A 19,052-nucleotide genomic window follows, 5' to 3' on the forward strand; every position below is an offset into this window, starting at 1 on the left:
CATCCACGTACCGGTAGTATGGCTTGAAATCGCTAATCGCGTTCAACTGTAACGCGTTGACCATATCCGCCACAAAGCGCTCTGAGTGCAGATACACAACCCTGGCGTGCGGCTTGTACTGTTTCAGTGCATTCCCCACCGCATGCATCAAGTGGGTCTTACCGAGACCAACACCGCCGTAGAGGAACAATGGGTTGTAGGATTCACCGGGGTTTTCTGCCACCTGCCTCGCTGCTGCGAGGGCCAGTTGGTTGGACTTGCCCTCCACGAAATTATCGAAGGTGTAATGTTCAACCAAATGGTGCTGATGTTGCAGGGTATCAACCGTACCCGGTTCGGCTCTTGAGTTGGATAAAACCCGGGGGCCATTCAACCCGCCGCCGGCACGACTGCTGGCCGCAGTACTGAAGGCGGGTTCAGGCCCCGGCTCTGCTGCAACAGGAACAGGGGCAGCGTCGCGGACAACTTCGGAGGCACCCTGCGTCTGGCCCGAATCACTCCCGGAGGAGCCTATTTCGAGAACCAGGTCAATTATCTGTTGGCTATCGACTTCACGCAGCAGTTCGCTGATCCGTCGACTGAATTTATCGCTTACAAAATCCTTGATAAACCGATTTGGCGCAAACAGTGTTAACTGTCGTCCATTCTGGCTGGCGTGGAGAGGCCTGATCCAGGTATTAAATTGTTGCGATGGCAGCTCATCCTGGAGCCTGTCAATACATCGCTGCCATACTACATCAGGCAAAACATTCCCCTCAGCGCCCTTACTATTCTCGGGCCCTTCCAATCTTTCTGGTTATCGATTTTGAAAATTACTGGCCGGCATCGCCGACCCGAAGCAGCATGATACTCCCCATAAAGAGAGTTATCCACATGTCTGCGGAAAAAAATATTCTCTACAAAAGTCATTAATATCAGTGGTTTATTGAGAATATGTTCATTATTCAACCATCACTCAAGAATTCGCTGGTTAATAACGTGGCCTGTGCAAAACCTGTGTATATCTTCTTAGGAAGGTGTGCATCGATGACTGTAACCCCTGCAATCCCTCGGTGCGCGCAAAGCTTGCCAACATGACCCTGGTATTGCCACACCGGCTTATATTGAGAATCGCCGCACCATAAAAATAAGTGCGCCCGAGATTGAATTAAGTCGCTGGTTTCTCTAGACTACCCAACCTTTTTTGCTGTCGGTGTTTAACTACATTAGTCTCGCAAACCGTAAGGATACGGCGGGTAACGAGAGGGCAGTCTTCTATTTATTATCTACAACTGGATTAATGACATGAAAAGAACATTTCAGCCCAGCGTTCTTAAACGCAAGCGTACCCACGGTTTCCGTTCGAGAATGGCCACCAAGAATGGTCGCCTGTTACTTAATCGTCGCCGTGCGAAAGGCCGCAAGCGTCTCGCTGCCTGATGATCTGTAGTCTCAGTGAGCAGTGCAGATAGCCCAGCTCCGCAGTCCGAGGCCTTTGGAAAATCCCGACGTTTGCTTACGGCGGCTGACTATCGCCCGGTTTTTAATGGCGCAGATAGCAAGGCTTCGAACCGTTATCTGTTACTCCTTGGACGATGGAACAACCAACCCGGGCCTCGCCTGGGTCTCGTGATTGCAAAAAAAAATGTTCGTAAGGCAGTGCAGCGTAATCGTATAAAACGCATCGCCAGGGAAATGTTCAGGAAATTACCAGAAGATGCTCCCGCGCTTGATGTAGTGCTCATGGTCAGGCGCGGCATTGACCAGCTCGACAATGCACAGATCTTTGCGATCCTGAGCGAACAATGGCTCAAATTGCAGCGGGTCGCGGTCCAGCCAGCCCCAGTCCGGGAGTCCTGATGCGTACATTGCTGATATTTCTCATCTCGATTTACCGCTATTGCGTAAGCCCGTTCCTGGGCAATAACTGTCGTTTTTACCCAAGTTGCTCCCACTATGCGCAGGAAGCGATCACCCATCACGGTGTAATAAAAGGCTGCTACCTGGCCGCTCGACGACTTGCCAAATGCCATCCATGGCACGAAGGGGGTCTGGACCCGGTTCCTCCCTGCAACCACAACCACACTCACTGAATAACTGACGACTCATTATGGATTTGCAACGCACACTGCTGATTGGCGCCATTGCCCTGCTATCGTTCATGTTATTGACGGAGTGGGTGGAATTTCGAGACGAAAAGTCCGCCGCCGATACACCCTCCGCCTCGCGACTTATCAGTGGCGCCCAGGCCCCGGCGCGCTCGCCCGCGCCAGCGGATCCGATCTCGCCCGGTCAGCTGCCACCAGCAGCCAATGAAGACGTACCTGCCGTATCGCCGGCGCCGGACACCGAAGACACAGTGCCAACAGCCGAAGCAACTTCCGGAGAGCGTATCGTTCTGGTCCGTACGGACGTACTTCAGCTGGCGATTGATCTTGATGGTGGCGATGTTATCGAACTGGCGCTTCCGCAATACCTGGAAGAGCAGGACGATCCGACCCAACCGTTTGTGCTGCTTGAACGAAACCAACAGCGAACCTATGTAGCCCAAAGCGGCCTGATAGGCGTTAACGGCATCGATAGTGAGAGCCGCGCGCGCTACACCGCAAAAAACAGCAATTACACACTGGAGCCCGGTCAGGACGAACTGACCATTGACCTGGCGTGGGTTGGCAACAACGGCATAAAAGTGATCAAACGCTATACCGTGCGCCGGGGCCACTATCTTATCAACATCAGTTTTATTGTTGATAACGCCAGTAAAGACCGCTGGCAGGGCAACCTGTTCGGCCAGATAAAGCGCGACAGCACCACGCCACCGTCAGCAGAATCCACTGGCATGGGGCTGCAGCCATTCCTGGGGGCAGCTATTACCAGACCCGACGAGCGCTTCGACAAAATCAGTTTTGATGACATGCGCGAAGACCCGCTGCGAGAGTCCTTGCCCGGTGGCTGGATAGCAATGATCCAGCACTATTTCCTCAGCGCCTGGATACCGAACCCCGAGCAAACGCATACCTACAATACGCGGGTTACCACCGGCGGTTTCAATATAGCGGGCTTTACCAGTCCGGAACTTATCGTTAACCCGGGTGAACAAGGTTCCACCGGGGCGGACTTTTATGCGGGCCCCAAGGATCAATACCGCTTAAAGGAGATATCTCCCTATCTCGAGCTCAGTGTTGACTATGGCTGGCTCTGGTGGATTGCCCAGCCGCTGTTCTGGTTGCTTACCAAAATTCAGAGTGTAGTCGGCAACTGGGGGGTTACCATTATCCTCCTGACCGTGGTCATCAAAGCTGCGTTCTTCAAGCTCTCCGCCACCAGCTATCGTTCCATGGCGAATATGCGCCGTGTTGCGCCGAAGATGCAGGATATACGCGAACAGTACGGGGATGACAAACAGAAACAGTCCCAGGCGATGATGGAGCTGTATCGCAAGGAAAAAATCAATCCCATGGGTGGCTGCCTGCCAATCCTGGTACAGATGCCGGTATTCATAGCACTTTACTGGGTGCTGATGGAGAGTGTGGAGCTGCGACACGCGCCTTTCATCCTGTGGATCAATGATCTCTCCGTCATGGACCCCTACTTCGTGCTGCCGTTACTGATGGGTGCCAGCATGTGGTTCATGCAGAAACTTAACCCGCCGCCACCAGATCCTATGCAAGCCAAGATCATGCAATGGTTACCCGTGGTCTTCACCTTTTTCTTCCTCTGGTTCCCCGCCGGGCTGGTCCTGTACTGGGTGGTAAACAACCTGTTATCGATGGCACAGCAATACGTGATCACCAAACAGATCGAAAAGCGTGCTGCGAGCACCTGAGCCCGGTACCCGTGCCGGGCGTATACTTGCGGTATGACAGATAACACCTCCCTTGATAACGATACGATCGCGGCTGTAGCCACTGCGGCCGGCAGGGGTGGTGTGGGTATCGTGCGGCTTTCCGGCCCTGCCGCCAAAACTGTTGGCGAACAGATTACGGGGATATCACTCATACCCCGTCACGCTCATTACACACCGTTTCGCGATTCACAGAAGCACAGCCTGGATACCGGGATCGCTCTCTATTTTCCCGGGCCCAACTCCTTTACCGGTGAGGACGTGGTGGAACTGCAGGGGCATGGCGGCCCGATCATCATGGACTTGCTGGTGCAGTCCTGCCTCGCTCTGGGTGCCCGCATGGCTAATCCCGGGGAATTCTCGGAGCGGGCGTTCCTCAACGGCAAACTCGATCTGGCTCAGGCAGAGGCCATTGCGGACCTCATCAACAGCAGCACCGAACAGGCGGCACGCAACGCCCACCGCTCCCTGCAGGGAGCCTTTTCCCGCAGGATTGATAAACTGGTCACTGCCGTGATCCACCTGCGAATCCATGTTGAAGCCGCGATTGATTTCCCGGAAGAGGAAATCGATTTTCTGGCGGACGGCCATGTCGCCAGCCAACTTCAGGACCTGACTATTCAACTGGATGGTGTTCTACAGGAAGCAAGACAGGGGAGCCTGTTGCGGGAGGGAATGAAGCTGGTTATCGCGGGCAAACCCAACGCCGGCAAATCCAGCCTGCTCAATGCACTATCAGGCCAGGATACCGCTATTGTCACGCCTGTCGAAGGAACCACAAGGGACGTGCTCAGAGAGCATATTCAGCTCGATGGAATGCCACTGCATATTGTTGATACGGCCGGTTTACGCGACAGCACGGATGCCATCGAACAGGAAGGTATCCGTCGCGCCTGGCAAGAGATTGGCTCCGCAGACAGGGTTTTGCTAATCGTGGATGCCAGTACTTCCCCCGACGCAGGCCCCGATCCCTGGGCACTCTGGCCGGAAGCCCGGGAACATCTCAAGGCCGATACGCCGGTCACTATCATCCATAATAAATGCGACCTTGTTGGCCAACCACCCGAACTCGTCCGCCAACAGGATACGACAATAGTGCGCCTTTGCGCCCGTAGTGGTGACGGCGTGGATATCCTGAAACAGCACCTGAAAGAATCTATGGGCTATCAGAGTGGCACCGGAGGCAGTTTCAGTGCACGACGACGCCACCTGCTTGCCCTGCAGCAAGCGCTCGAATTCCTTCGCGAAGGACAATTCCAGCTGGAAGAGGCAGGTGCGGGAGAGCTACTGGCGGAAGATTTACGACAGTGCCAGGCCGCGCTTGGCACCATTACCGGTACTTTTACCAATGATCAGTTACTCGGCGAAATTTTTTCAAGTTTCTGCATCGGCAAATAATACAAACCCGGCAACCGTTTATACCCGCTTATAAACATCTTATTGACAGACCAAACACCTTATCCACACGATATACAAAGCCCCAGCCCGATTCATCCCCTTATCAGAAAATCCACACGGCCGCGGCCCACCCGGCAGATAATGCTGTGCACAACACAGTGGATAGCCTGTACCGCGGACGAGGACAAATAGCCCTACAACTCCTGATGAACAAAAGGCCGCAAATTCTGTCCCCATCTGGTACACCGTTTACCCAGCCCTGATACCGCGCTTACAGGCAGCCTTTGCAATGACTTAAATTTTTGATTTTAATGATCTTTAGATACCTTTCCACAGAACAGGGCAACCCCAGTAATTACTACATTAAACTTTCTATCTATATAAATAATATTAATAACAAGACAGTAAAGAACTTTGACTCGCTATTTTCCCGGATACTGGTGATCCACAGTAATCGGAAACAGTGCAGAACATATTTTGAACAACCGGGGTCGGCAACGTATAATCGCCGGCCCGGGGTCACCCATCTCCGGCAGGATCTGAGAGGCGCAGGCAGTGGATTACCCACAAAAATTTGATGTGATCGTGATTGGTGGAGGCCACGCCGGTACCGAGGCGTGCCTCGCAGCCGCGCGTATGGGCTGTCGAACCCTGCTGCTGACCCACAGCATGGATACGCTTGGGCAGATGTCCTGCAATCCCGCGATTGGCGGTATCGGTAAAAGTCACCTGGTACGTGAAGTGGATGCCCTCGGTGGTGCCATGGCCCGGGCAACGGACCGCGCCGGCATTCAGTTTCGGGTCCTGAACGCGAGCAAAGGGCCTGCGGTACGTGCTACCCGCGCTCAGGCTGATCGTGTGCTGTATCGAAATGCAATCCGCGAAATACTCGAATCCCAAGCCGGACTTTCGATTTTCCAGCAACCGGTAGATGACCTGCTACTGGAAAATGGCCGTGTAGCAGGTGCCGTTACGCAGATGGGATTGACCTTCCGGGCACCCGTAGTGGTGCTTACCACGGGCACTTTCCTCGGGGGCAAAATCCATATCGGCCTGGAAAACAGTGCCGGGGGCCGCGCGGGGGATGCTCCCTCGATTGCGCTGGCGCGCCGTCTGCGTGAGATGCCATTCAGGGTTGAGCGGCTAAAGACGGGCACACCGCCGCGAATCGACGCCAGCAGTGTTGACTTTACCCAGCTTGAAGAGCAGTGGGGTGACCCCGGTGCACCGGTCATGTCTTTTCTTGGCAGTGCCGAGGAGCATCCGGAACAACGCTGTTGCTGGATCACCCATACCAATGAGCGGACCCACGACATCATTCGCGGTGGGCTGGACCGTTCACCGATGTATTCCGGTGTGATTGAGGGCATTGGGCCGCGTTACTGCCCGAGTATTGAAGACAAAATACACCGTTTCGCCGATAAATCTTCCCACCAGATCTTCATTGAGCCTGAGGGACTTACTACCGCCGAACTTTATCCGAACGGAATCTCCACCAGTTTGCCGTTTGATGTCCAGTATGCCCTGGTACGCTCCATTCGCGGTTTTGAAAACGCGCACATAACCCGGCCCGGTTACGCCATTGAATACGATTTCTTTGATCCACGGGATCTCGATTACTCCCTGCAAACCCGTGCCGTTCCAGGACTGTACTTCGCCGGGCAGATAAACGGGACTACCGGCTACGAAGAAGCCGCCGCACAAGGCCTGCTCGCCGGCCTTAATGCTGCACTGGCGGTACAGGGCAAGGAGGCATGGTGCCCGCGCAGGGATGAGGCTTATATCGGCGTGCTGGTTGATGACCTGATTACCATGGGCACCCTTGAACCCTACCGCATGTTTACTTCCCGTGCCGAATACCGTCTGTTGTTACGTGAAGACAATGCCGACTTGCGGCTAACTGAAAAGGGGCGTGAACTCGGCCTGGTAGACGACTTACGCTGGTCCTGCTTTGCCCGCAAGCGCGATGCCATTGCCGCTGAATCAAAACGCCTGGCGACAACCTGGATTCATCCCGGCACGGCTGAGGCCAATACCATAGCCTCGCGGCTTAAAGCGCCGCTGACCCGTGAATATTCGCTGGCTGACCTGCTAAAACGACCCGAGCTGCGCTACCTCGATATCGCGGGTTTGAAAGGGGAGCCACTGGCTGAGGCCCAGGCCGCTGAGCAGGTGGAAATCCAGGCAAAATATGCCGGTTATATCGACCGCCAACAGCAGGACATAGATCGCCTTCGGCGCTACGAAGATACTGTGCTGGCCGATTCCCTCGACTACCATGCCGTCGACGGGCTTTCCACTGAAGTGCGACAGAAGCTGGCCGAAGCCCGCCCGGCCACTCTTGCCAGGGCCGGCCGGATCCCCGGGGTTACCCCGGCTGCGGTATCGCTACTGCTGATCTACCTGAAAAAGCGTGGTGCCCTGGATCGAACGTCGTCTGATCGCAGAACTGCCTGAGTTGGCCACCGACCTGGAAAAAACGTTGTCCAGGGGCTGCCACGCACTTGATATTTCACTCGAGCCACGGCAGCAGGAGCAATTGCTTACTTACCTGCAGCTTATGCAAAAGTGGAACCGTGCTTACAATCTGACCGCTGTGCGCGAGCCCGCTGCCATGGTGACCCGGCATTTGCTCGACAGCCTGGCTGTGCTGCCTTACCTGCCTGAGGGACGCTGTCTGGATGTGGGTACAGGGGCGGGTCTTCCGGGAATTCCTCTGGCGATTCTCTTTCCGGAACGCGAGTTCCACCTGCTGGACAGTAACGGCAAAAAAACACGATTTCTTTTTGCCGTTAAAACAAGTCTGGGCCTGGCTAACGTGACAATTCATAATACCCGGGTGGAAGCTTTCACCCCTCAGGCACTGTTTGATGTGATACTGTCCAGAGCCTTTGCCTCGCTGGCTGACATGGTGGCGGGCACTCGTCACTTACTGGCGCCCGGTGGTTGTTTCCTCGCGATGAAGGGAGCATATCCACCCGATGAATTGGAGGCAGTGGCGAGGGAGTGTGTATTGAAGGGGATTTACCCACTCGCGGTGCCGGGACTAAACGAACAGCGGCACCTCGTGGAGCTGGCCTTGTGCCAACCCACTCAATAGATACTGGTAACAGCTAAGACAATCCGGGAGTCAGGCGTTGGCAAGAACAATAGCAATTGCAAACCAGAAGGGGGGTGTCGGCAAGACCACCAGCTCCATTAATCTGGCGGCGTCTCTGGCGGCCATGAAAAAACGTGTATTACTCGTTGACATGGATCCCCAGGGTAACGCGACGATGGGAAGCGGTGTAGACAAGCACGGTATCGAGCGCAGTGTTTACGATGTCCTGGTACACCGCGCACCGGTTCACCTCATTACCCAGCGCGCTCCCGAAGGCGGGTTTGACGTCCTGCCGGCGAACAGTGACCTGACCGCAGCCGAGGTTGAATTACTCGATATTGAACACAAGGAACGCCGGTTGCGCACCGCTCTGCAGGAAGTGGCCGGGCTCTACGACTATATTCTGGTTGATTGCCCGCCTTCACTTAACATGCTTACCCTGAACGCCCTCGTGGCCGCGGATGGCGTACTGATCGCCATGCAATGCGAATATTTTGCCCTGGAAGGATTGTCTGCCCTGGTCAGTACCATTAACCGGATTGGCGAATCGGTTAATTTACCACTGCGCATTGAGGGTATCCTGCGCACTCTATATGACCCGCGCAACAGCCTCACCAATGACGTCTCGGCCCAGCTACATGGCCATTTTGGTGACCTGGTGTACCGCACCGTAGTGCCGCGTAATGTGCGCCTGGCTGAAGCGCCCAGTCACGGCCTGCCCGCCATGTACTACGACCGACACTCCCGGGGTGCAAAAGCCTATATGGCGCTGGCGGGTGAAGTCATCCGGCGGGAAGAGAAACGCCAGCAGGAATCACAACAACCTGTGACCAGCGATTAACGGAGAAAGTGGATGTCAGCCAGGAAAAAAGGTTTGGGGCGTGGGCTGGATGCGCTACTGGGAGCAGGCAATGCAACCCATACGCAGCAGGGCGACGACGGCGTACCGATAGAGTCACTGAGGGAATCGGGTGCGCTTAAAGACCTGCCGGTAGACCTCGTCCAGCGCGGCAAGTACCAGCCGCGCAGAGATATCGATCCCGAGTCGCTGCAGGAGCTGGCTGCCAGTATCAAGGCCCAGGGTGTCATGCAGCCAATTGTAGTGCGGCCGATTTCGGGCCGACGCTATGAAATTATTGCGGGTGAGCGCCGCTGGCGAGCGGCCCAGATGGCGGGGCTGGACCACATTCCATCCCTGGTCAGGGACGTTAGTGACGAGGCCGCCATCGCCATGGCCCTGATTGAGAACATCCAGCGTGAAGACCTCAACCCGATTGAGGAGGCCGCTTCATTACTGCGTCTGCAGCAGGAGTTTGAGCTTACCCAGCAGGAAGTGGCGGACGCGGTGGGCAAATCCAGGTCCACTATTGCCAACCTGTTACGCCTGATGTCACTGGAAGCCGATGTGCGCTTGCTGCTCGAACGCGGCGATATGGAGATGGGCCACGCCCGGGCACTACTGCCACTTGCCGCTGAAGTACAGTCCCAGGCCGCTCGCACCGTCGTGGGGAAGGGTTTGTCCGTACGCCAGACCGAAGCGCTGGTACGTCATTTGCTGGCACAGCAGGAGGCTCCTGCGGTTGAGCCTGCGGGCCTTGATCCCAATATTCGCCAGTTGCAGGACGACCTGTCGCAGAAAATCGGTGCCCGGGTCCAGATTCAGCACACGGCGCGGGGCAAGGGCAAACTGGTACTCAGCTACAATAGCCTGGATGAACTGGATGGCATTCTGGGGCATATCAAATAGTGCGGCCTCACCTGTAAGCCACAGGATGTTGTGCAAAATTCACTGTTTTCCACAAGATACGGTACCCCTTGTTTACATTAGCTATAATTGCCATTGATTTGTCGCTATCTTGTCGCTAACTGCGGCTAATTTTACCGACTCTGTATGCCCTGTTGCGGTTGAACCCGCCTGGTATTACACCTATAATGCGCGCGCGCTCAAAACGACCAAGTGCGCGGTGGTAAAACGTGAGGCGGCCCAGTGAGGTTTGCATGAAAGCGAGCCGGATGCCTGCTCCCCCCGTTCACCGTATCGTCCTGGCGCAAGGGCTGGTCTTGATGCTTCTGTGTGGGCTGGCCTGGCTGGCAGCCGGCAAGGTATCGGCGCTATCGGTACTGTCCGGGTCGCTGGTGGCAATAGTGCCGCAGGTCTGGTTTGCAACGAAGGTGTTTCGCCAGCGGGGTGCCCGGGCAGCGCCGGAGATAGCGAAGTCGGCACTGGTGGGCGAGGTCGGCAAGTTGGTCCTGAGTGCCGCGGGATTTGCGGCAGTCTTTGTGCTGCTGAGACCGGTAGAAGCCGCCGGGGTGTTTTTGGGATATATCGCGATGGTCGCGGTACAGATTATTGGTAGCTGGATGTTGTTGTGGCAATAGTCGTGGCAATAACCGCTAAACGAAAACCGGATCAAGAGTTGTGATCGATGGCAGGCGATAACCAGACGGTTTCAGAATATATTGTCCACCACCTGACGAATCTCACCTACGGCAAGCTGCCGGGTGGATACGAACGGTATGACGGCTCTGTGGTGGCCGACGGCGGTGCCTGGGTAATGGCCCACGGTGGTGCCGAGGCTGCCGATATGGGTTTTACCGCCGTTCATGTGGACTCCATGGCCTGGTCCATCGGCCTGGGCGTCCTGTTCAGCGCATTGTTTTTCCGTGTGGCTCGCAAGGCTTCTTCGGGTGTTCCCAGTGGTTTTGTCAACGCCGTGGAAATGATCGTCCAGTTTATCGACAATACGGTGCGGGATACCTTTCACGGCCGTAATCCCTTGATTGCGCCTCTTGCGCTTACCATTTTCGTCTGGATCTTCCTGATGAACCTGATGGACCTGGTGCCGGTGGATATTGTCCCCGAGCTGATGATGCTGTTAGGTGTGGAATACCAGAAGATCGTGCCCTCGACCGACCCGAATATTACCTTCGGGCTGTCCATCGGTGTGCTGATCCTCATCCTGTTCTATTCCATAAAGGTCAAGGGCTTCGGTTTTGCCAAAGAGCTGGCGCTCAATCCCTTCAATCACCCGGTGTTCATCCCGGTGAACCTGTTTATGGAAATTGTCGGCTTGCTCGCCAAGCCGTTCTCTCTTGCCCTGCGTCTTTTCGGTAACATGTACGCAGGTGAAATGATTTTTATTCTGATTGCTGCTCTGTTCGGTGCCGGTATGGCCTGGATGGTTCCCGCAGGGATTCTGCAGATTGGGTGGGCAATATTCCACATCCTGGTCATTACGCTGCAGGCTTTCATCTTCATGGTGCTGACGATTGTTTATCTCAGCATGGCTCACGAAGACCACTGATCCACTTTAACTTTGGTTATTAACGCTAGGAGAAAATCATGGAATTAATCTACATTGCCGCTGCAATTATGATCAGCCTCGGTGGTCTGGGCGCAGCTATCGGCATCGGTATGCTCGGTGGCAAGCTCATTGAAGGTTCTGCACGCCAGCCTGAACTGGCACCCAAACTGCAGGTCACCTTCTTCCTCGGCGCGGGCCTGGTGGACGCTATCCCGATTATCGGTGTTGGCCTTGCCATGTACCTGATCTTCGTTGTTGCGCCCGGCGTAGGTGCATAAGCTGAACCAGGCAATCGGCAAGAACGGGGCTGCTTCACTCAGCCCCACACTATCTGTGAGGAGTACGGCGTGAACATTAACCTTACGCTTATCGGTCAGGTGATAGCCTTCTTTGGTTTTGTCATCTTCTGCATGAAATATGTCTGGCCGCCCATTATTGCGGCCATGCATGAGCGTGAACAGAAGATAGCCGACGGACTCGCCGCCGCTGATCGTGCCAGTCACGATCTCGAACTGGCCCAGGAAAAGGCCCTCGACCGTCTCAAGGAAGCCAAGGTTGAAGCGGCAGGTATTGTCGACCTGGCCAACCGGCGCGCCAGCCAGATCGTCGAAGAGGCGAAAAACGCTGCGCTGGTGGAAGCTGAGCGGGTCAAGACTTCTGCCCGGGCGGAAATAGAACAGGAAACAAACCGGGCCCGCGAGACCTTACGGTCGCAAGTCGCGGTGTTGTCACTGGTGGGTGCCGAGAAGGTGTTGGGCGCCACAGTCGACAAACAGGCCCACGCCGATCTGGTCAACCAACTGGCTGCAGAGCTTTAAGGGCGAGGACGCGCAATGGCGGAACTGACCACACTGGCACGTCCCTACGCAAAGGCTGCCTTTGAATATGCCCGGGACAAGCAGGCACTGGCCGATTGGTCAGAGCAAATGGCGACCGTCGCCCGGGTGAGTGCCGACCCCCATATCAAGGCGGTGCTTCAGGATCCGGCCGGCGCCGGCGAGCGGCAGGCCGACATACTGGCGGATGTCTGTGGCGATGCGCTGGGCAGCGATGTAAAACGCTTCCTGTCGGTGCTGGCCCAGAACAGGCGGCTCGTGTTACTGCCCCAGATAAGCGCGCTTTTTGACGACTTCAGGGCCGATCATGAAAAGTCGGTAGATGTGGAAGTGGTGTCAGCATTCGAGCTCGAAGACGAGATGACACAAAACCTGGTCGCGGCCCTCGGCAAGCGATTGGAACGGAAAGTTAATGTGCGCACCACGACGGACGCGAGTCTGCTCGGTGGTGTGTTAATAAAAGCCGGCGATCTGGTAATCGATGGCTCCCTGCGCGGCAGGCTGAACAAGCTTGCCGCCGCATTGAATTCGTAGGATTGAGGAACAGAGCATGCAGCAACTGAATCCATCAGAAATTAGCGAGATGATCAAGCAGCGCATCGATCAGCTTGATGTGTCTTCCCAGGCTCGCAACGAAGGTACGGTGGTCTCGGTTACCGACGGTATCATTCGCATCTACGGTCTTACCGACGTCATGTATGGTGAGATGATCGAGTTTGAGGGCGGTATCTTTGGCATGGCGCTCAACCTCGAGCGGGACTCGGTTGGCGCGGTGGTGCTGGGCGATTACAAGAGCCTGGCTGAAGGCCAGTCCTGTCGCTGTACCGGTCGTATTCTTGAAGTGCCGGTAGGCCCCGAGTTGCAGGGCCGCGTGGTTGACGCACTCGGCAATCCGATTGACGGCAAGGGCCCGGTTAACACGACCATGACCGATGCACTGGAGAAGGTTGCTCCCGGCGTTATCGCCCGCCAATCGGTTGACCAGCCGGTGCAGATCGGTCTCAAGGCCATCGACGCGATGGTGCCAATCGGTCGCGGCCAGCGCGAACTGATCATCGGCGACCGCCAGGTCGGCAAAACGGCAATCGCGGTTGATGCCATCATCAACCAGAAAAACACGGGCATCAAATGCGTCTACGTTGCCATCGGCCAGAAAGCGTCGTCGGTTGCGGCGGTTGTGCGCAAGCTGGAAGAGCACGGTGCCATGGACCATACCATCGTGGTTGCCGCCACCGCTGCCGATCCGGCTGCCATGCAGTTTCTGGCACCTTTTGCCGGTTGCACCATGGGCGAGTATTACCGTGACCGGGGCGAGGACGCCCTGATCATCTATGACGACCTGACCAAGCAGGCCTGGGCTTATCGCCAGATATCGCTGTTGTTACGTCGTCCCCCGGGCCGTGAAGCCTATCCTGGTGACGTTTTCTATCTGCACTCCCGCCTGCTGGAACGCGCAGCCCGGGTAAACCCGGACTACGTTGAGAAACTCACCAATGGTGAAGTGAAGGGTAAAACGGGCTCCCTTACGGCATTACCGATTATCGAGACCCAGGCGGGTGACGTATCCGCTTTCGTACCGACCAACGTGATCTCTATTACCGACGGCCAGATCTTCCTCGAGGCGGATATGTTCAACGCCGGTATTCGTCCGGCCATGAACGCGGGTATCTCGGTATCGCGGGTAGGCGGTGCGGCGCAGACGAAGATCATCAAGAAGCTGTCCGGTGGTATTCGTACCGCCCTGGCCCAGTACCGCGAACTGGCGGCGTTCTCCCAGTTTGCCTCTGATCTTGATGAGGCCACCAAGGCCCAGCTGGATCACGGGGAGCGCGTTACCGAACTGATGAAGCAAAAGCAGTATTCACCCCAGAGTATCGCCGAAATGGGCGTTATCCTGTACGCGGCCAACGAAGGCTACCTGCGCGATGTCGAGGTCAACAAGATCAACGATTTTGAATCGGCGCTGTTGTCTTACATGCATGCGGAATACGACGACCTGATGAAATCAATCGTTGCGAGTGGCGATTACAACGACGATATCGCCGCCAGTTTCAAGGCTGCAATCGAAACGTTCAAAGCTACTCAAACCTGGTAATTCCGAGGACCATCAGATGGCAGGCGGAAAAGAAGTCCGGACCAAGATAACCAGCATCCGGAGTACGCAAAAGATTACCAGCGCCATGGAAATGGTGGCGGCTAGTAAAATGCGTAAAGTGAAGGAGCGCATGGCCCTGGGGAAGCCCTACGCGCGTCGTATGCGCGCAGTGGTCGGGCACATTGCGAACTCTGCTCCCGAGTACCGCCATTCGTATATGGTTGAGCGGGAAGTAAAGCGGGTAGGGTTCATCGTCGTCTCGACTGATCGCGGTCTGTGCGGTGGTCTCAACGTTAACGCCTTCAAGGCTACCGTGCGCGCCATGAAAGGCTGGGCGGAGCAGGATGTTGAAATCGACTTGTGCCTGATTGGCGCGAAAGCGGCGGCATTCTTCAGAACCTATGGTGGTAACGTTACCGCGTCGGTACGTGATATTGGTGAAGCACCTCTTTTGGCGGATCTTATTGGCAGCGTCAAAACCATGCTCGACGCCTACGAAGATGGGCACATTGATCGCCTGTTCCTGGTTAGCAACGAATTCATCAACACCATGACCCAAAGCCCGAAGGTGGAGCAATTGCTGCCACTGGAAGCCGAGGAAAGTACGGAGATGAAGCATCATTGGGATTACATTTATGAGCCCGATGCGATGGAGTTGCTGGACCAGTTGCTGACCCGCTACATCGAATCCCAGGTGTACCAGGCCGTGGTTGAGAACGGTGCCTGTGAACAGGCAGCGCGAATGCTTGCAATGAAGAGTGCGACCGACAACGCCGGTGAATTGATCGACGATCTCCAGTTGATTTACAACAAGGCACGCCAGGCCGCCATTACCCAGGAACTGTCGGAAATCGTCAGTGGCGCTGCGGCAATTGGCTGATAAAGAAACGCAATACACTGGGTGTCGGGCGGCGTTCTAGCGACCGCACGGCACCAGACAGAATTGAACTTTGATACAGAGGATCGGAACATGAGCAGCGGACGAGTCGTACAGATTATCGGTGCCGTTATCGATGTGGAGTTTCCACGCGACCAGGTACCCAAGGTATACGATGCACTGTTGGTAACCGAAAAAGGGTTAACCCTGGAAGTCCAGCAGCAACTGGGCGACGGTGTTGTACGTACGATTGCCATGGGTGCCTCTGAAGGCATGAGCCGTGATCTTGCGGTGGTCAATACCGGTAACCCCATCTCCGTCCCCGTAGGTATTGAAACCCTGGGGCGGATCATGGATGTGCTCGGTAATCCCATTGATGAGCGTGGCCCGATCGGCGAACAGGAGCGGGCTTCCATTCACCGGGCCGCACCTGAGTATGAAGATCTTGCGGCCTCTAACGAACTGCTGGAAACCGGGATCAAGGTCATCGACCTGGTATGTCCCTTCGCCAAGGGCGGTAAGGTTGGCCTGTTCGGTGGTGCCGGTGTTGGCAAGACCGTCAACATGATGGAATTGATTAACAATATCGCCACCGAGCACTCCGGCCTGTCGGTATTCGCCGGGGTGGGGGAGCGTACCCGTGAGGGTAACGACTTCTACTACGAAATGCAGGAGTCAAAAGTCGTTGACGTCGAGACCCTGAGCAACTCCAAGGTAGCCATGGTATACGGCCAGATGAATGAGCCGCCAGGAAACCGTCTGCGGGTAGCCCTGACCGGCCTGACCATGGCCGAAAAATTCCGTGATGAGGGCCGCGACGTACTGCTGTTCATCGACAATATCTACCGTTACACCCTCGCGGGCACCGAGGTGTCGGCGCTGCTGGGACGGATGCCGTCCGCTGTGGGCTACCAGCCGACGCTGGCGGAGGAGATGGGGGTACTGCAGGAACGGATTACCTCCACCAAAGTGGGCTCCATTACGTCCATCCAGGCGGTATACGTACCGGCAGATGACCTGACCGACCCGTCACCGGCAACGACCTTCGCGCACCTGGATTCAACAGTGGTACTGGCCCGTGATATCGCCGCCAAGGGTATTTATCCCGCGGTGGATCCACTGGATTCGACCTCGCGCCAGCTCGACCCACTGATCATTGGGGTCGAGCATTATGAAACAGCGCGTGGGGTACAGACGGTACTGCAGCGCTACAAGGAACTGAAGGATATTATCGCCATCCTGGGTATGGACGAATTGTCTGAAGATGACAAACAGACGGTAGCGCGCGCACGTAAAATCGAACGCTTCCTGTCCCAGCCGTTCCACGTTGCGGAGATCTTTACCGGTGCACCCGGCAAATACGTATCGCTGAAAGAAACCATTGCCGGTTTCAGTGGCATTCTGGCCGGTGAGTACGATCACCTGCCCGAGCAGGCGTTTTACATGGTGGGCAGCATCGATGAAGCCGTTGAGAAAGCAACCAGGCTCTAACAGGGCGCAACAGGGGATCTCTACATGGCAATGACTATTCACTGCGATATTGTCAGCGCGGAGGAGGCAATCTTCTCCGGCCTGGTTGAAATGCTGGTCGCAACGGGCGAAATGGGGGAAATGGGTATTACTTATGGCCATGCCCCGCTGTTGTCCTCCCTGATTCCCGGTCCTGTGCGCATCGTCAAGCAGGGTGGTGAGGAAGAGGTGTACTACGTGTCCGGCGGTTTCATTGAAATTCAGCCGGGTGTTGTCAGTATCCTTGCTGATACGGCGTTGCGCGCGGGAGATGTTGACGAAGCGGCTGCCGAAGAAGCCCGCCGCGAAGCCGTGCATGTGCTTACCAGCCAGGCGGGCGACTTTGATTATGGCCGCGCCTCGGCGCAATTGGCGGAATCTGCGGCCCAACTGGCGACATTGCGCAAAATGCGCAATCGCGCCGGCAGGGGTTGATTCCGGACAGGGGTGAGCTTGGCCCCGCCCCTGGTTTAGCAGTCATTAAAGCGCGCCTCACGCTTTCTGTTCCTCCAGTTGGCAAAGTCCGCATCGTTGCCGACCCCTGCCCACTCCTCCGCACTCAGGGTGTGAACGACGTCCCATTCCTCTGCCAATAGCGGTAGGCAGTGTTTTTTTGTTCGCGCTAAAAATGCTATTGTTGCCGGCTAAATCCCCACGCGGGCAGGTTCAAATGCAGGGCTGTCCCTGACGGGAGCAGGTCTTCTGCGGGTTGAATGGAAACGGAATGACGCTATGCAGCTCGAAGTTATTATTCTCGCAGCGGGACAGGGGTCCCGGATGCGATCGCATCTTCCCAAGGTACTGCACTCCCTGGCCGGCAGGCCACTTTTACAGCATGTACTGGATACCGCCAAGGCGCTGGAACCCGTTGCAATACATGTCGTAGTCGGCCACGGCGCGCAACAGCTTAAAGAGGCCCTGGCGTCAGAGCCGGTCAGCTGGGTAGAGCAGGAACAACAGCTTGGTACCGGGCACGCCGTATTACAGGCGCTACCGCGCATCGCCGAAGGCAGTACGGTGCTTGTGCTGTACGGGGATGTGCCGCTGATCAATGTTGCCACATTACAAACACTGGTGGCACAGGCTGCCGAAGTACCCGCCCTGCTCACGGTTAACCTCGCCAATCCCGCCGGCTATGGGCGTATTATGCGCGATGGCAGCGGTGCTCTGGTGGGAGTGGTCGAACATAAAGATGCCAACGCTGACCAGCTTCTGCTCAGCGAGGTGAACAGTGGGGTCATGGCCGCTCCGGTCAGTATCCTGCAACGTTTTCTACCCGCTGTTGGCAATGACAATCAACAGGCCGAGTATTACCTTCCCGAAGTGCTGTCACTGGCAGTCGCCGCTGGTATGTCCGTCAAGACGAGCATGGCAGATGACGAATGGGAGGTCATGGGCGTCAACGACCAACTCCAGCTCAGTCAACTGGAGCGCGAATTGCAACAACGGCGGGCGCGGTCACTGCTGTTGGCCGGAGTGCGCCTGGCTGACCCGGCCCGTATCGACGTTCGGGGCAAACTGGAGTGTGGCCGCGACGTGTTTATAGATATCAACTGCGTCTTTATTGGTGACGTGGTATTGGGCGACGATGTCCAGGTGGGGCCAAACTGCGTGCTGCGCGACGTCACGGTGGGCAACGGCACTGAAATCCAGGCGATGAGTCACCTGCAGCAGGCAAAAATCGGCAACGACTGTGCTGTTGGTCCCTATGCGCGTCTGCGTCCGGATACGGTGTTGGCTGATCGGGCCCGTGTAGGCAACTTCGTTGAGACCAAAAAGGCCAATATTGGTATCGGTAGCAAGGTCAACCATTTGTCGTACATCGGTGACTGCGAGATAGGTGCCAGCGCCAATATTGGAGCCGGAACCATCACCTGTAATTACGATGGTGTTAACAAGCACCAGACCCGGATTGGAGACGATGCGTTTGTTGGCTCCAACGCGACCCTGGTGGCCCCGGTAGAAGTAGCAAACCGGGGCTTTGTCGCGGCGGGCTCAACCATCACCAGCCATGTGGCTGAGGGTGAGTTGGCGGTCGGCCGCGGCAAGCAACGCAATATCCAGGGCTGGAAGCGCCCGGGCAAACCTCCCACAAGCAAGGATTGAGTT

General features: G+C 56.1%; 20 protein-coding genes. 19 read left to right on the forward strand and 1 reads right to left on the reverse strand.

Annotated features, from left to right (window positions below):
- A partial coding sequence (locus tag CWI75_RS03535; protein WP_241521070.1) for a DnaA ATPase domain-containing protein occupies positions 1-745 on the reverse strand: 745 nt, incomplete at its 3' end.
- Positions 746-1,284: 539 nt separating this feature from the next.
- Here CWI75_RS03535 and rpmH point away from each other — a divergent pair.
- The 19 genes from rpmH to glmU all read left to right on the forward strand — a co-directional run bounded on the left by rpmH (position 1,285) and on the right by glmU (position 19,049).
- Positions 1,285-1,419 carry a 50S ribosomal protein L34 gene (gene rpmH, locus CWI75_RS03540; protein ID WP_101520121.1) on the forward strand — a complete coding sequence of 45 codons (135 nt, stop codon included), beginning with the start codon at positions 1,285-1,287 and terminating at the stop codon, positions 1,417-1,419.
- A gap of 15 nt (positions 1,420-1,434) precedes the next feature.
- On the forward strand, positions 1,435-1,839 hold the full coding sequence (gene rnpA, locus CWI75_RS03545; protein WP_101520122.1) for a ribonuclease P protein component: 405 nt from the start codon (positions 1,435-1,437) through the stop codon (positions 1,837-1,839).
- Entirely contained in the window at positions 1,839-2,072 is a 234-nt protein-coding gene (gene yidD, locus CWI75_RS03550; protein WP_101520123.1) for a membrane protein insertion efficiency factor YidD, read from the forward strand. The genes rnpA and yidD overlap by 1 nt, the downstream gene beginning before the upstream one ends.
- 17 nt (positions 2,073-2,089) lie before the next feature.
- Positions 2,090-3,805 (forward strand): membrane protein insertase YidC, encoded by a 1,716-nt coding sequence (yidC, locus tag CWI75_RS03555; protein ID WP_101520124.1) that lies wholly within the window; start codon positions 2,090-2,092, stop codon positions 3,803-3,805.
- Positions 3,806-3,838: 33 nt separating this feature from the next.
- Positions 3,839-5,221 (forward strand): tRNA uridine-5-carboxymethylaminomethyl(34) synthesis GTPase MnmE, encoded by a 1,383-nt coding sequence (gene mnmE, locus CWI75_RS03560; RefSeq protein ID WP_101520125.1) that lies wholly within the window; start codon positions 3,839-3,841, stop codon positions 5,219-5,221.
- A 555-nt stretch (positions 5,222-5,776) separates the two neighbouring features.
- Positions 5,777-7,678, forward strand: a complete 1,902-nt coding sequence (mnmG, locus tag CWI75_RS03565) for a tRNA uridine-5-carboxymethylaminomethyl(34) synthesis enzyme MnmG (protein ID WP_101520126.1) — start codon at positions 5,777-5,779, stop codon at positions 7,676-7,678.
- Positions 7,638-8,321, forward strand: a complete 684-nt coding sequence (gene rsmG / locus CWI75_RS03570; RefSeq protein WP_338152688.1) for a 16S rRNA (guanine(527)-N(7))-methyltransferase RsmG — start codon at positions 7,638-7,640, stop codon at positions 8,319-8,321. The genes mnmG and rsmG overlap by 41 nt, the downstream gene beginning before the upstream one ends.
- Before the next feature lie 37 nt (positions 8,322-8,358).
- Positions 8,359-9,162 carry a ParA family protein gene (locus CWI75_RS03575; RefSeq protein WP_101520127.1) on the forward strand — a complete coding sequence of 268 codons (804 nt, stop codon included), beginning with the start codon at positions 8,359-8,361 and terminating at the stop codon, positions 9,160-9,162.
- Positions 9,163-9,174: 12 nt separating this feature from the next.
- Entirely contained in the window at positions 9,175-10,068 is an 894-nt protein-coding gene (locus CWI75_RS03580; RefSeq protein WP_101520128.1) for a ParB/RepB/Spo0J family partition protein, read from the forward strand.
- 266 nt (positions 10,069-10,334) lie between these two features.
- Entirely contained in the window at positions 10,335-10,700 is a 366-nt protein-coding gene (locus tag CWI75_RS03585) for an ATP synthase subunit I (RefSeq protein WP_162299977.1), read from the forward strand.
- Positions 10,701-10,747: 47 nt separating this feature from the next.
- Entirely contained in the window at positions 10,748-11,626 is an 879-nt protein-coding gene (atpB, locus tag CWI75_RS03590; protein ID WP_101520130.1) for a F0F1 ATP synthase subunit A, read from the forward strand.
- A 38-nt stretch (positions 11,627-11,664) separates the two neighbouring features.
- Positions 11,665-11,904 carry a F0F1 ATP synthase subunit C gene (atpE, locus tag CWI75_RS03595; RefSeq protein ID WP_101520131.1) on the forward strand — a complete coding sequence of 80 codons (240 nt, stop codon included), beginning with the start codon at positions 11,665-11,667 and terminating at the stop codon, positions 11,902-11,904.
- 69 nt (positions 11,905-11,973) lie between these two features.
- Positions 11,974-12,444, forward strand: a complete 471-nt coding sequence (locus tag CWI75_RS03600; protein WP_101520132.1) for a F0F1 ATP synthase subunit B — start codon at positions 11,974-11,976, stop codon at positions 12,442-12,444.
- A gap of 15 nt (positions 12,445-12,459) precedes the next feature.
- Entirely contained in the window at positions 12,460-12,996 is a 537-nt protein-coding gene (locus CWI75_RS03605) for a F0F1 ATP synthase subunit delta (protein WP_101520133.1), read from the forward strand.
- A gap of 16 nt (positions 12,997-13,012) precedes the next feature.
- Positions 13,013-14,557, forward strand: coding sequence for a F0F1 ATP synthase subunit alpha (gene atpA, locus CWI75_RS03610; protein WP_101520134.1), 1,545 nt, complete (start codon positions 13,013-13,015; stop codon positions 14,555-14,557).
- A gap of 16 nt (positions 14,558-14,573) precedes the next feature.
- Complete coding sequence (atpG, locus tag CWI75_RS03615; protein ID WP_101520135.1) at positions 14,574-15,437, forward strand: F0F1 ATP synthase subunit gamma; 864 nt, start codon at positions 14,574-14,576, stop codon at positions 15,435-15,437.
- 90 nt (positions 15,438-15,527) lie between these two features.
- A complete protein-coding gene (gene atpD / locus CWI75_RS03620) occupies positions 15,528-16,925 on the forward strand; it encodes a F0F1 ATP synthase subunit beta (RefSeq protein WP_101520136.1) in 1,398 nt (465 codons plus the stop codon).
- Between the two features lie 24 nt (positions 16,926-16,949).
- Positions 16,950-17,378 carry a F0F1 ATP synthase subunit epsilon gene (locus CWI75_RS03625; RefSeq protein WP_101520137.1) on the forward strand — a complete coding sequence of 143 codons (429 nt, stop codon included), beginning with the start codon at positions 16,950-16,952 and terminating at the stop codon, positions 17,376-17,378.
- 297 nt (positions 17,379-17,675) lie between these two features.
- A complete protein-coding gene (gene glmU, locus CWI75_RS03630) occupies positions 17,676-19,049 on the forward strand; it encodes a bifunctional UDP-N-acetylglucosamine diphosphorylase/glucosamine-1-phosphate N-acetyltransferase GlmU (protein WP_101520138.1) in 1,374 nt (457 codons plus the stop codon).
- The last annotated feature ends 3 nt before the right edge of the window (positions 19,050-19,052 follow it).

Source organism: Kineobactrum sediminis, from assembly GCF_002868715.1.
GTDB lineage: Bacteria > Pseudomonadota > Gammaproteobacteria > Pseudomonadales > Halieaceae > Kineobactrum > Kineobactrum sediminis.

Excerpts from the sequence above, each read along its gene's own strand:
- rpmH (WP_101520121.1), top strand. The coding sequence starts at position 1,285 with ATGAAAAGAACATTTCAGCCCAGCGTTCTTAAACGCAAGCGTACCCAC.
- yidD (WP_101520123.1), top strand. The coding sequence starts at position 1,839 with ATGCGTACATTGCTGATATTTCTCATCTCGATTTACCGCTATTGCGTA.
- yidC (WP_101520124.1), top strand. The coding sequence starts at position 2,090 with ATGGATTTGCAACGCACACTGCTGATTGGCGCCATTGCCCTGCTATCG.
- mnmE (WP_101520125.1), top strand. The coding sequence starts at position 3,839 with ATGACAGATAACACCTCCCTTGATAACGATACGATCGCGGCTGTAGCC.
- CWI75_RS03580 (WP_101520128.1), top strand. The coding sequence starts at position 9,175 with ATGTCAGCCAGGAAAAAAGGTTTGGGGCGTGGGCTGGATGCGCTACTG.
- CWI75_RS03585 (WP_162299977.1), top strand. The coding sequence starts at position 10,335 with ATGCCTGCTCCCCCCGTTCACCGTATCGTCCTGGCGCAAGGGCTGGTC.
- atpB (WP_101520130.1), top strand. The coding sequence starts at position 10,748 with ATGGCAGGCGATAACCAGACGGTTTCAGAATATATTGTCCACCACCTG.
- atpE (WP_101520131.1), top strand. The coding sequence starts at position 11,665 with ATGGAATTAATCTACATTGCCGCTGCAATTATGATCAGCCTCGGTGGT.
- CWI75_RS03605 (WP_101520133.1), top strand. The coding sequence starts at position 12,460 with ATGGCGGAACTGACCACACTGGCACGTCCCTACGCAAAGGCTGCCTTT.
- atpA (WP_101520134.1), top strand. The coding sequence starts at position 13,013 with ATGCAGCAACTGAATCCATCAGAAATTAGCGAGATGATCAAGCAGCGC.
- atpG (WP_101520135.1), top strand. The coding sequence starts at position 14,574 with ATGGCAGGCGGAAAAGAAGTCCGGACCAAGATAACCAGCATCCGGAGT.
- atpD (WP_101520136.1), top strand. The coding sequence starts at position 15,528 with ATGAGCAGCGGACGAGTCGTACAGATTATCGGTGCCGTTATCGATGTG.
- CWI75_RS03625 (WP_101520137.1), top strand. The coding sequence starts at position 16,950 with ATGGCAATGACTATTCACTGCGATATTGTCAGCGCGGAGGAGGCAATC.
- glmU (WP_101520138.1), top strand. The coding sequence starts at position 17,676 with ATGCAGCTCGAAGTTATTATTCTCGCAGCGGGACAGGGGTCCCGGATG.